7 protein-coding genes are annotated in these 13,883 nt (G+C 38.8%); 2 read left to right on the forward strand and 5 right to left on the reverse strand.

Features of this window, described 5'->3' with window-relative positions:
* Positions 1 to 116: 116 nt before the first annotated feature.
* Entirely contained in the window at positions 117 to 1,346 is a 1,230-nt protein-coding gene (locus tag V0410_RS22130; protein WP_330745653.1) for an aminotransferase class I/II-fold pyridoxal phosphate-dependent enzyme, read from the reverse strand.
* A gap of 157 nt (positions 1,347 to 1,503) precedes the next feature.
* Between V0410_RS22130 and V0410_RS22135 the strand changes: the two genes are divergently transcribed.
* Positions 1,504 to 1,962: an Lrp/AsnC family transcriptional regulator gene (locus tag V0410_RS22135; protein WP_110009280.1), complete on the forward strand. Its 459-nt coding sequence runs from the start codon at positions 1,504 to 1,506 to the stop codon at positions 1,960 to 1,962.
* Between the two features lie 38 nt (positions 1,963 to 2,000).
* On the opposite strand, the gene V0410_RS22140 is transcribed toward V0410_RS22135, so the two are convergent.
* From V0410_RS22140 to V0410_RS22155, 4 genes are all read right to left on the reverse strand, one after another.
* Entirely contained in the window at positions 2,001 to 3,095 is a 1,095-nt protein-coding gene (locus V0410_RS22140; RefSeq protein WP_330745654.1) for a serine hydrolase domain-containing protein, read from the reverse strand.
* A 173-nt stretch (positions 3,096 to 3,268) separates the two neighbouring features.
* Entirely contained in the window at positions 3,269 to 4,300 is a 1,032-nt protein-coding gene (locus tag V0410_RS22145) for a bestrophin family protein (RefSeq protein ID WP_330745655.1), read from the reverse strand.
* 116 nt (positions 4,301 to 4,416) lie between these two features.
* Positions 4,417 to 6,489: an alpha-ketoacid dehydrogenase subunit alpha/beta gene (locus V0410_RS22150; RefSeq protein WP_227943591.1), complete on the reverse strand. Its 2,073-nt coding sequence runs from the start codon at positions 6,487 to 6,489 to the stop codon at positions 4,417 to 4,419.
* A gap of 75 nt (positions 6,490 to 6,564) precedes the next feature.
* Positions 6,565 to 8,682, reverse strand: a complete 2,118-nt coding sequence (locus V0410_RS22155) for a S8 family peptidase (protein WP_330745656.1) — start codon at positions 8,680 to 8,682, stop codon at positions 6,565 to 6,567.
* 420 nt (positions 8,683 to 9,102) lie between these two features.
* On the opposite strand from V0410_RS22155, the gene dnaE reads away from it, so the two are divergent.
* A complete protein-coding gene (gene dnaE, locus V0410_RS22160) occupies positions 9,103 to 13,770 on the forward strand; it encodes a DNA polymerase III subunit alpha (RefSeq protein WP_330745657.1) in 4,668 nt (1,555 codons plus the stop codon).
* The last annotated feature ends 113 nt before the right edge of the window (positions 13,771 to 13,883 follow it).

Genomic DNA, 13,883 nt, shown 5'->3' on the forward strand with positions numbered 1-13,883 from the left:
CTGTAAAGAAAATTCAATAGGAATGGGCTTTAGCGCATTCATCAAATAAATACATCTTAGATTGATAAATAAAAAAGGCTGTTTCTCACAAATGAAACAGCCTTTTTACAATAAATTTAGGAAATGGAAATGTTTTCATGGTGGTTAAGAACTCCAACTTTCAGCATGCATTCCTTCATTTTTTGGTAAGTTCTTTTGATATCGTGGTCAAGACCGATGGAGAACCTGATCAGTCCGTCTGAAATTCCTATAGATGCTCTTTCTTCTTCAGGGATTTCAGATGAGGTAGATTTTCCTGAGCATGAGAATAAGGTCTTATAGAACCCTAAGCTCACAGCAAGATACCCCAGGTTTTCTGTCTGCATCAGTTCCATCAGTTCGTTTGCTTTTTCTGTTGTTCCGGCATCCAGGGTCAGTAATCCTCCGTATCCGTATTCTTCATGAATCATACTTTTCATTAATTCATGGTTTTTGTGGGATGGTAAACCCGGATAAGATACTTTTAAGCCATCTTTTTCAAATCTTTCAGCCAGATACATGGCATTGTGGCTGTGCTGTTTGATTCTGATGTGTAATGTTCTCAGGTTTTTTAAGATACTTGAAGATCGTAAGCTGTCCATGGTTGGGCCAAGAAGCATACAAGCTCCGGAATTTACATTTTTGGTATCATCAATAAATGCCTGAGTGGCGCAATATACTCCTCCTACCGTATCACTGCTTCCGTTGATGAACTTTGTGAGGCTGTGAATCACGACGTCTGCCCCAAATAATGTCGGAGAAATTGAAAGAGGGGAGAAGGTATTATCTACAATCAGTTTCAGGTTGTGTTTCTTACAGATTTCGGAAAGCTTTCTAAGGTCTGCTACTTCAAGCAGCGGATTGCTCACACTTTCACAATAAATGACTTTAGTATCGGCAGTAATTGCTTTTTCTATAGATTCAAAATTATTGATATCTACAAAAGTGGTCGCTACATTGAACTGAGGGAAGAAATTTTTTAGAAAAGCATAGGTTCCCCCGTAGATAGTCCGGCTTGAAATAATATGGTCTCCACTTTTGCACACCTGCATCAAAACAGAAGTTATTGCTCCCATTCCGGATGCTGTAACGTTGGCAGATTCTGTGTTCTCCATCTTGGCAAGAGCCTGGGCCAGATAAAGATTCATCGGTGATGAATGTCTGGAGTACAGATAGCATCCTTCCGCATTGCCTTCGAAAGTATCAAACATTGTCTTTGCAGAAAGGAATGTATAGGTAGAGCTGTCAGAGATAGAAGGATTCACTCCCCCGAATTCACCAAAATACTGGAGATCCTGGATCTCATTGGCTGCGTTAAAGTTTTCCATAAATATTGTTTTTATTTTATGGTTCTAATTTGCATTAAATTGTTAATTATTACAACATAAATTTGAATTTATAGAATATAAAACTGTAAAATATTGTTTATTTAGAAAAAATATTTAGTATCTTCGATAGTATTAAATTTTTACCAAAAAATTATCTATGGAACTTGACGAAACTGATAAGAAACTTTTGTCTTTTTTACAGGAAGACTGTAAACAAACCACCAAAGAACTGTCCGCCAAGCTTGGATTGTCCGTTACAGCAATTTATGAGCGTGTAAAAAAGCTTGAAAATGCTGGGGTTATTTCAAAATATGTAGCCTTGCTGGACAAGAGTAAAGTTAAGAAAAATTTTATCGTTTTGTGTCATGTGAAACTAAGCCAGCATAAAAAAGAATTTGTCCTTCAGTTTGAAAAAGAGGTAATGGACCTTCAGGAAGTTACGGAATGTTTCCATGTAAGCGGAGATTATGATTATATCCTTAAAATAGGAGTGAAAGACATTGAAGATTACCGCAGTTTTATGCTGACGAAACTTACAACGCTTCAACACATTGCAAGTACGCACAGCTCATTTATGATTTCCGAAGTTAAAAATACGACGGCGATTGTATTGTAAGCTTATCACAGGTTTTTTGATTTAAACTGTGTGGAAGATCAATGTTTATAAATATCTTCTTTGGTCATTTTGTCGATAAAATAGTGAAGTCTTTTAATCTCGCTTCTGCCTCTGTTTTTGTCATTCAGAAAGCAGGTCGTCACGATAACCATTTTTAAATCAGGAATGATGCAGATAAGCTGTCCGCCATATCCGGTAGCCACAAAAGCCTGATGTCCGTTGGTTTTTCTCCGCCACCAGTAATAGCCGTATCCATTGGCACCCGGCATCACATCCCAGGAATCCAGTTTGACATGCTCAGCTGTCGATTCCTGAATCCATTTTGAGGAAACAATCTGTCTGCCTCCCAGTTTTCCGTTATTCAGAATCATCAAACCAAATTTCAGCATATCTTCAGGTTTCATAAACATTTCCGAACCTGCAATATTCCTGTTCATGGAATCTGTATCCCATCGGGGAACATTGATCTTTAGTGGTTTAAAAAGGTTTTCTGCTGCAAATTGTTTCAGATTGGTTTTCACAATTTTTGCCAGTGCTGCCCCGAAAAGGTGGGTTTCACCGCTGTTATAATTAAATACGGTTCCCGGATACTCTTCAAAAGGAAGATCCAGTACAAATTTTACAGGATCACCGGAAAATGACATGGCTGTTGATATTTTTGAATTTTCAATCCAATCGAAACCACCTTGCATGGTCAGCAGATTTCTTAACGTTAACGTATTTCTGATCGAATCATGAGCTACCTTTCCTTCGATATTGGAGATATTTTTGAAACTGCTTCTTGAGACATTGTATTCCGGAAGAATTTTTAAAACCGGTGTATTGAGATTGGGAAGTATGTTTTTATCTTGAGCAATACCTGCCAGAACAGAGACGATACTCTTGGTAACGGACTTTATGCTGAAGATGGTTTCTTTGTTGGCTCCGTGGGAATAATACTCATAAATCAGTTTGTCATTTTGGGAAACAATGAACGATCCGAGAGAAGGGATACTGTCGTTGATCTCCTGGGTGAAGTGATCTGTAAATTCTTTTGGTAACTCTTTATTGAAAGCCGCCTGCGACTTCACATTAGGGCAGAATAGGGTAAGGCACAGCATTGTGATAGCCTGCAGAAGTTGCCTGGATCTCATTGTTTACAAAGAAGGGATAAATTATTAGCTGATCGAAAAAGTAACAACAATACTGATCCGGATGAATTAACATAGCTGATGCTTTCAAAGCCCTAAATTATGAAAAACAATGAACTTTTAAAATATATTTTGCCTTTTATTGCAGTTTTGTTTTAATAAATGATCCTCAGGAATTATACTAATACTCCGTTTTTGGAAGCTATAGGATCCGGAAGATCTGTTTCTCCGCTCATCTGAAGAAGGTCTATTTCAATCGTTCTGCAGATAGACAGCATAGGGACGTCAAACATTAATCCAGCAAAAGGATTTTCAGAATAATCTCCTACCAGTTCCATGATGATATAAATCCATCCAATGATGATACAGAAAGGAATAGAAGTCCATATTCCCCAATCTCCCAATTTGGCAAACTCGTTCACTAATCCCAGTGGAAGAAGCATGATGAACAGAATATTAAAAACAAAAGCTGTACTCGCAAACTGTCTTGGAGAAGGAAACTTTTTGATTCTCTCTGCCTGTCCCTGGAAATTGTAGAATTCATTCAGGCTGTTTTGAAGCTGAGTCTGATTGAAATCTGTAATGGCATTCATATTTTTCAGCTCGTTGATGTCTTTTGCCTGCTGGGCTATCAGATAGGTAGCAAAATTTTTATAATCATTTTTAAGATCATATTCTTCTTCTGACAGATATTTGTGCAGGAAAATAGGCGCTCTTCCGTAGTCAGGAAAACCGGCTTTTATTAATCTGTTTCTTCTCAGGTTAATATTCCCGAATTTATTATTTTCTGTACTGATATGCTCCCATTCTGTAGGAATCAAAAGCTGTTCCCGGAAAGTATATAACCATGCTATGTGACGGTAGACGATTCTTTTTTTACGGTCTTCAAGATCAAAAACACCAATTTCTTCGTTTTTAGTATCGAAGGCATACACCATAGAGGCAAATGAACGGCTGGAATTCACAATTCCACCCCAGATTTTTCTGGCTTCCCAAAGTCTGTCATAAGCCTGATTGTTTTTAAAACCTACAAGGAATGCTTCTGCCGTACCAATCAAAGCTACAGGAACCCATGGAATCGTCATCCACTGCCAATTGAAAAAATAGAATAGGACAGCGATCAGCGTACACCAGATTGAAATCAGTATAAGATGAAAACCTGATAAATTGAGAACCTGCTTATAATTGACATATTTAGTAGTGATCATAAAGAAGTATGGAATTTTTGGTGCATATCAACAAAATAGATACCAAAATGAGGCATCTGTTCTGTTGATTAAAATTAATAAAAAAAAACCTCTGATTTTTCAGAGGTTTCAATTATTTAATATTTCAGCATTTCTTCGATCTTACTGCTGAGCTTTTCAGCATTTGGAAGCATTTCTTTTTCCAGAACAAGGTTGATAGGAACAGCAGGCACATCCAGTGATCCCATTGTTTCTACCGGTGCGTCAAGATACCTGAAGCAATTTTTGGAAATACGGTGTGCAAAAGCTTCTGCAAAAGAGTTGTTTAGCTGTTCTTCTGTCAGAACGATGCATTTTCCATGCGCTTTCACTCTTTCGAAAACAAGTTCTTCATCAAGAGGAATCAATGTTCTTAAATCGATCACTTCAACTCTTCCGTTGAAACTCTTAGCTGCTTCTTTGGCCCAGTAAACTCCCATTCCATAAGTAACTATCAATAAAGTTCTGCCTTTTTCGGTTTCATCCTTATCTGCTTCAATAATTACTTTACCTTTTCCAAATGGAAGAACATAATCTTCAGCAGGCTCTATCGTTTTGGCATCTTCAGTTCCCGGAACTTTACTCCAGTACAATCCTTTATGCTCCAGCATCACTACCGGGTTCGGATCATAATAAGCTGCTTTTAGCAAACCTTTAAAATCTGCAGCATTACTTGGGTATGCTATTTTGATTCCTTTGATATTGGCTAAGATACTTTCCACACTTCCACTATGGTAAGGACCGCCGCCGCCATAGGCTCCGATAGGAACACGGATGATATTGCTTACCGGGAATTTTCCGCCGCTTAAATAACTTGATTTTGAAATTTCCGTAATCAACTGGTTGATTCCCGGATAAATATAATCAGCAAACTGAACCTCAACAATTGGCTTCAGTCCAACTGCACTCATTCCCGCTGTAGATCCAATGATATAAGCTTCCTGAATGGCTGTGTTAAATACTCTTTTGCTTCCGAATTTTTTTCCTAAAGTAACCGTTTCACGGAAAACTCCACCAATTCTTTCCCCTACATCCTGCCCGTAAAGAAGTGCTTCAGGGTGTTTCCACATCAGTTCCTGGATGGCATGGATAGCAGCATCCACCATTACAATTTTTTCTCCGTTCGCAGGTTCACGTGTTCCTGTCTCCTCAGTAATAGGAGTTGGAGCAAAAACGTGCTGCATTACGGTTTCAGGCTTTGGATCCTCTGCATTTTTAGCTTTTTCAAAAGCTTCTTCTGCTTCAAGACGCGCCTTTTTAGTGATTTGCTTTAAAAGATCTTCATCAACACCTGTTTCCAGTAAATGTTTTCTGAGGATCTCTCCCGGATCTTTGGCTCTATGTTTTGTTAAATCTTCTTCGTCCCTATAGAATTCTCTTCTTACTCCTGAAGTGTGATGACCAATCAATACCGTTTTTGCACAGACAACAAGAGGCTTTCTTTCTGTTCTTACAAAATCTACGGCTTTTTTCATGGCTTCAAAACTTTCCACAAAATCAGTTCCGTCTACTCTCATTCTGCTTAGCCCAGTGAATCCTGCTACAAAATCGTATGCATCACAGGTTCTTGCTTCGTCTTTCGTTACGGAAATTCCCCATTCGTTATCCTGAACAAGGAAGATGATCGGAAGCTGATGCAGAGCAGCAAACTGTAAAGCTTCACTCACTTCACCTTCTGTAACGGAATTGTCTCCAAGACTGCAAACCACAACAGGATTGTTTTCAAATTGCTGAAGATTGAAATCCTGAATGTACTTGATTCCCTGTGCAACTCCTGTCGTTGGGATAGTCTGCATTCCTGTAGCGGAACTCTGGTGAACGATTTTTGGTTTGTTTTCATCCCTGCTTGAAGGATGGGAGTAATAAGATCTTCCTCCCGAAAAAGGATCATCAGCTTTTGCCAGTAGTTGAAGCATTAGTTGATAAGGTTCAAAACCGATTCCTAAAAGAATGCTTTCGTCTCTGTAATAGGGAGAAACCCAGTCTTCTTTTTTAAGCTGATAGGCTGTCGCAAGCTGGATGGCTTCGTGACCTCTGGAAGTACTGTGAACGTATTTGCATACATTTCTGTTTTCTTCGTAAATGTCAGCCATTGCCTTGGCCAGCATCATATGATTATACGCTTTGAGTAATATATCCTGAGAAACTTTTTCGTGAAGTGCATTTTCCATAGGAAGCAAATATACATAAAAAAACAAAATACTAACAACTGTTAGTATTTTGTGAAAAATCTTTGTTTATATAAGTTATTCCTTGATCACTTTTTTAGAAATAACATCTTTGTCTGTTTTTATTTCAATGATGTAAATTCCCTTGGTGTAAGTGGATAAATCTATTGGTTCTTTGTCATTGTTAATGATTCCGGTCTGTAATTTTTTACCTGAAAGATCATAGATCGTAAAAGTAGACTTTCTAGGCGCTCTTAATATATTGGTAAAGTCTTTTACAACAGTTGGAGCTACGGTTAAAGCATCCGTTGCAGATGCTGTTCCTTTAGTTCCCAGTACTTCGGTAAATCCTGTTACGAGCACGGAGTAGTTTTGAGGAGAAGTAACACTCGGAGAAGCGTTATTTTTTAATGTTCCTTTATGAGAAATCTCAATTCTGTAAACAGCTCCTGGTGTCGGGTTATCAATAACTACCTGTTCTACATTGTCTACGGTGTTGTCTCCTTTTGTAGCAGGGGTCATTGGATCTAGTGCATTTAATTTCCAAGGCTGATAAATGATGCCTGTTCCGGTATCTATAATTCGTACATCCAAATCGTTTATCAATCTGGAAGTTCTGTTATTATAGGCTTCTGTCCATGTTATGCTGGCAGGGACCACATATTCCGGGTCAACCCAGGATAAGGTTACTTTTAAGGGCTCAGATCCGGATGCTTTTACTGTTTGGGTATTAACTGACCCGTTATTTAAGGTTTCATCATTAAATAGTACGGTATTATTGGATTTTCCTACAAGAAGTTCAGCTCCTTTTTTTGCATTGATGTATCCCCAGCCATTCCATGGATCCGGGCCGACAGTTCCTGCTTCAGATGCGGAGTGGATCATTAAGGTTTTTGCAGAGGCTGCATTAAGTTCAAGAGCAGGATATAGCTGCTTATAAATCTGCATCCATACTCCTATGATTCCGGTAACAATAGGCCCAGAAAAAGAAGTTCCACTGCCTATGCTAGCTGAACTGCTGCCCGTTGTATTTTCGGCTGTGGATGCATAGGCTACATTCGTTCCTGTAGTAATGATATCCGGTTTTATGGCACCATCATCTCTTGGACCTGCGCTGCTGTAGCTTGATTTTATCACATCAGTAGCAGAGGAGTATCTTTTGTCACTAGTAGTCAGAATATCAGAAGCTCCTACTACGATAATATTTTTTGCCAAAGAACCAACACCAATACAGTCATATCCTAAAGCGCAGTTGTTTTGTGGTAGTGTGTCTGTAGCTGCAAATTGTACATAACTTCCCGCGCTGTTTTTATAATATTTAGCTAAGGTGTTTCCTGTTGGCCCCATTCCATATGAATTTCCTGCTGATTTCACGATAACATAGGTGGGATTATTATACACGATATTGTCATAAGTCTGGTCGCTATCAAGATAGGTTCCCTGTAGATCAGCAGTGGTTCCAGGGCTTGTGAACTGCCCTCCCCATACCCAGGCAACTCCATAAAGGCTACTCCAACCAGGGTTTGTGCCGTATGAATGATTGGATATTTTGGGCTGTGCGAGGACTATTTTTTCAAATACTGTACTGGGAGCAGAAGCTCCGGCTAATGTTGTAGTGGCAAATGCATAATTGTCAAAAGTTGAATTTTGTGCTATTCCTCTGAAATTAACATCCCGTGTTGTTCCATTGGTAAATGTAAATGTATAAGAATAGTCTTTGGCGCCGATAAATCCGGTAACACCGGTGGAGTGCGAACTGTAGTTCATGGTGCTGGCTTCTTTATTATTAACCCTGCCTGCTGCGTTGTTAAACAGTTCATGCCCTTCAAATGCTCTTCCACCGTCGAAGATGGTATATTTAATATTTTCGCCGTTGAATGAACCTGTCAGCCCTGTAATGTTGCCATCCTGTAAAAAGTCTGCATTGGAGTTTTTTATCTGATCCAAATCATGAGATTGATAGAAATACGGTTTTCCATCCGGATCAAATCCCGCCAGGTTTTTTCGCTGTTCCTCAAGTTCGTTAAGAGACTCGGGGTTTTTACCAGCTGCCAGGTATTTTGAGAGATAAAGATCAAATTTTTTGTTGTTTTCTATTCTTTGACGTTCTAAATCTCTTTTTAAAATTTCATTACTGTTTTGAGCATTTATGACAATAGTTGTCAGCATACTGATCGAAATAAAGATTTTTTTCATTGTGATGTTTTTTTAGGTTTTGTGTTGATAAATATATAAACAAAACGCTTTTATTTTTAATTATAGTCATTGAAAGTGCTTTTTTATTAATGTTTTTAATTTTTTCTGTCTTACTTCATGAATAATTTGATACTCCTGTTTATAGTTGTAGTTTTTATTTTATGTCATTTACAGGTATAATGTCACTATTTTGTGAGAAAATAGCCGAAAAAAATCTCGAACCAGCCACCTGTCTCATCAAAGTTTTAATTTTTTCTTGGAAGAGTGTTTGATTAGAAAAGTAAAATCCTGGTGCAGTAAATGAAATGAAGACCCTATAATTAAAAAAAGCCGGACATTTATATAGTAAAACAAGAGTGCTGATTAGAAAAAAATGAAGTAACTTTACATTCTCTTTTTATAAAAAAGTTAGAACATTATATGTATTTAATTTTTGACACAGAAACAACCGGTTTACCAAAAAATTTCAACGCTCCGCTTTCAGACTCGGATAACTGGCCCAGAATGGTCCAGATTGCATGGCAGGTGCACGATGATGATGGAAACTTGATTGAAAACCAGGATTATATAATAAAACCTGAAGGGTATGATATTCCCTTCAACGCAGCACGTATTCACGGAATTACAACCAAAATTGCCAATGAAGAAGGCCGTGATCTTCAGGAGGTTCTTGAGGAATTCTCTACCGTTCTTGAAAAAATCAGGGTGGTTTCCGGACATAATGTGGAATTCGATTACAATATCGTAGGAGCAGAATTTTACAGAAAAAACCTGAAAGATAACCTTCAGGAAAAGCCTAAAGCGGATACCATGATTTTGGGAACCGACTTCTGCCAGCTGGGCGGGGGCCGGGGAGGCCGTTTTAAACCTCCGAAACTTGAAGAATTATATGAAAAGCTTTATGGGAACAAATTTGATGAAGCCCATAATGCTGCAGCCGACGTTAATGCGACGGCCAGAGCTTTCTTTGAAATGGTAAGAATTGGCGTAGTTCCTGCTGAAACGTTAAAGATTTCAGAAGATCAGCTCGCATATTTCAGAAGTCTTTATCCGGACCCGATCAAGCCTTTCAATATTGTCATCAGAAGACAGGTTGCTGATTTTCATAATAAGAAAAAGCAGCAGGATTTCGGAAGCATTGATGAAATTGATTTAGGTAAATATTTCAATTTTGATAACCATAGTGTTTTCTCTACACTTACGGCTACCTCAAGCATTAATGACCTCATTAAAAAAGCCTCTGAAGAAAATTTCCCAGCTGTCGGAATGGTGGATCTTGGAAATATGATGGGAGCTTTCAAATTCGTCTCGGCAGTAGAAGGAGCTAATGCAGACAGAGCGAAAAAGCATAAAGAATATCTGGCAAAAAAGCAGGAAGCAGAAGAAAACGGAACAGAATTTACTGAAGAAGAGCCTGTTTCAGAACCGCTTATTCCTGTAGTGGGTTGTGAGTTTTATATTTCAGACCGGTACGAACAAAAGCAGTTTACCAAAGATGATCCGGACAGAAGAACACAGGTTGTGCTTTTGGCGAAAGATTTTAATGGATATAAAAACCTGGCAAAACTCTCCAGTATAGGATTCCTGAAAGGGTTCTATTTTGGAGTTCCCAGGGTGAGCAGGGAGTTGATTGCTCAATATAAAGAAGGAGTCATAGCTTTAACATCCGGAATTATGGGAGATATTCCCGATGCGATCTTAAATACGGGTGAGCAGAAAGGAGAGGAGCTTTTCAAATGGTGGAAAGACACCTTTGAAGATGATTTTTATGTGCAGATTCAGAATCACAAACTGCCTGAAGAAGAACATTTAAATGAAGTTCTTTTGTATCTGGCAGATAAATATAATGTGAAAATTTTAGCTCAGAACGAAACCTTTTACACCAATAAAGATGATTCTAATATTCAGGACATTGTAAGCTGTATCAAAGATGGTGAAAAGCTTACTACGCCTATTGGAAAAGGATTCGGTAAAAGAAGAGGGCTGACGACAGGCGAATATTACATCAAAAATTCTGATGAAATAAAAGAAGCCTTTTTAGCCTATCCGGATGCTTTTGATGCATATGAAGAATTTACAGCAAAATTTAAACCTTATACCTTAAAAAGAGACGTACTTCTTCCTAAATTTGATATCCCTGCGGAATTTATCCATGCAGAAGATGAGGTAGATGGCGGGAAAAGAGGGGAGATGGCTTACCTTACCTATCTTACCTATGAAGGTGCTAAGAAAAGATATGGAGAGGACGGTATTACCGACGATATCAAAGAACGTCTTGACTTTGAGCTTGAGGTAATTGCCAATACCGGTTATCCGGGGTACTTCCTTATCGTTCAGGACTTCTGTAATGAAGCCCGTAATATGGGCGTTTGGGTAGGCCCGGGAAGGGGTTCTGCTGCAGGATCTGCTGTGGCGTACTGTATCGGAATTACCAATGTGGACCCCATTAAATATGATCTCCTTTTTGAGAGATTCCTGAACCCGGAAAGGGTTTCCATGCCCGATATTGATATTGACTTTGATGATGAAGGGCGGGATAAAATTATCAAATGGGTGGTTGAAAAATATGGAAAAACTCAGGTAGCACAAATTATTACCTATTCGGTGTTGGGAGGAAAATCTGCCATTAAAGATGCCGGAAGGGTTTTGGATGTGCCTATTCCTGATACCAATAATATTGCCAAGCTGATTCCTCCAAGTCCCGGGATGAATATTGCAAAAGCTTTAGCGAAGTATGATAAATTAAAACCGGAAGAACAGATGCTCGTTGATGAGATGAGATATGTTCTTGAAAGTCCTGATGATGCACGACACGGAGTTTTAGCAAGTGCTAAAAAAATGGAAGGCTGTATCAGAAACACCGGAATTCATGCCTGCGGGGTGATTATTACGCCGGAAGATGTGAGTAATCTTGTTCCGGTTACCATTGCAGCGAAAGATGCTGATATCTTGGTGTCGCAGTTTGATAACTCTGTTGCGGAAAGTGCCGGTCTTCTGAAGATGGACTTTCTGGGGCTGAGAACGCTGACTATCATTAAAGATGCATTGAAGCTTGTTAAAGCAAGATATGGAGTGGATATTGATCCGGATCTTATTCCGCTGGATGATGCCAAAACCTATCAGCTGTTTAAAGAAGGAAGGACAGTCGGGATTTTCCAGTATGAAAGTCCGGGGATGCAAAAATACATGAGAGAGCTTAAACCGACGGTTTTTGCCGATCTTATCGCCATGAATGCCTTGTACCGTCCTGGTCCGATTAAATATATCCCGAACTTCATCAACAGAAAGCACGGAATTGAAGAGATCGTCTACGACTTACCGGAAACAGAAGAATATTTAAAAGAAACATACGGAATTACCGTTTATCAGGAGCAGGTAATGCTTTTGTCCCAGAAACTGGCCAACTTTACCAAAGGTGAAGCCGATACGTTAAGAAAAGCAATGGGTAAAAAGCAGATTGATGTTCTTAATAAAATGTACCCGAAATTTATTGAAGGAGGTAGAAAAAACAACCTTAATGAAGAAAGGCTGGAGAAGATCTGGAACGACTGGAAAGCCTTTGCAGAATATGCCTTCAATAAGTCCCACTCAACGTGTTATGCATTCATCGCTTATCAGACCGCCTATTTAAAAGCTAATTATCCGGCAGAATACATGGCGAGTGTAATGAGTAATAACATTAACAATACGGATTCAATCACTATGTTCATGGAAGACTGTAAAAGTATGGGCGTGGATGTTCTGGGACCGGACGTGAATGAATCTCAATACAAATTCTCCGTAAACGAAAAAGGACAGATCCGCTTTGGGTTGGGGGCAATAAAAGGAATTGGGGAAGGACCGAGTGAAGCAATTACAAGAGAGAGAGAAAACGGAAGGTTCAAAAATATTTATGATTTCTTCGAAAGAATACTGCCTTCACAGATGAACAAAAGGGTAGCGGAGAGTTTGGTGCTTGCAGGTGCTTTTGATGAATTGGATACTTTCCATAGAGGGCAGTATTTTGATATTGACATGGCAGGAAAGACCAATCTTGAAAGACTGATCAGATACGGGCAGAGTTTCCAGGAAAGCAAAAACGAGATGGAGCACTCTTTATTTGCGGATTTTGCAGAAGAAGTTCAGATTGAACAGCCGAAACTGGCTCCATGTCCGGAATGGCCTAATATGCATAAGCTTAATAAAGAAAAAGAGATCATTGGCTTCTATCTTTCTGCTCACCCGCTGGACGAATTTAAATATCAGTTCCAGTTTATGCAGGGGCAGCTTTCTAAAAAAGCGGTTCTTGAGAAAAATGAAGAAGACAAGGCAGTTACCGATGAAGCGCCTGTTTTGGAGCAGGATGCCCTGGAAGATGCTGTGGATCTTACGGAAATTGTTTCAGATGATGTAGTAGCAGGAGAAGAGGAAGTGGTAGAAGAAGTTACTAAGAAGGCAGAGCCAAAAGGGAATTTCTTATTCCTGAATCTGGATGAGGTGGATGCTTACAAAGAACAGGCTTTCTCTAATAAACAGGAAGAGTTGTTTGAAGAGAAAAAGAAAGACTGGAAAACCCTTCAGAAAGAAAGAGAAAATGGCGGTGGTGGTAAAGAATATACTGTAGCCGGTCTTATTACCGAATACAGGGTTCAGGACGGTTTCAGAAGCGGTGAGAAAGTAGCTTTTGTTACACTGGAAGATTATTCCGGATCCTATTCATTCAGGCTGGGAGACAGGGATTATATGAGATTGAAAGAAAAGCTGGAAGTTCAGAGATTTGTTATTTTTAAGATAAAATTTGCTCAGGTAAAAGATGGCAGGGTCTTCGTTAATGTAAATGATGTCATTGAACTTCAGGAAGCATTTGAAAGATTTGCAAAAAGTATATCATTGGTAATGGATGTGATGGATGTAAGACCTGAAGATCTCGACTTTTTCAGAACGGTTCTCGACAGAAACAAAGGAAACCAAAAATTGAAATTCTTTATCAAAAACCTGGAAGATGACTCCCATATTGAAGTTCAGTCTATGAAACATTCGGTGGATCTGAATGGTGATCTGATAAAAGAAATTCAACTTCTTAATAAATATGAATTTTATTTAAACTAGAAAAATACATGATAAAGAAAGGAGTGGCTTTTGCCACTCTTTTTTTTGTTTATATATTATCAGTATTGATGAAAAATTTTAAATAGTTTTTCGGTTAAAATAGAAAAATTTAC

Source organism: Chryseobacterium sp. CP-77 (genome assembly GCF_036362765.1).
Lineage (GTDB): Bacteria > Bacteroidota > Bacteroidia > Flavobacteriales > Weeksellaceae > Chryseobacterium > Chryseobacterium cupriresistens.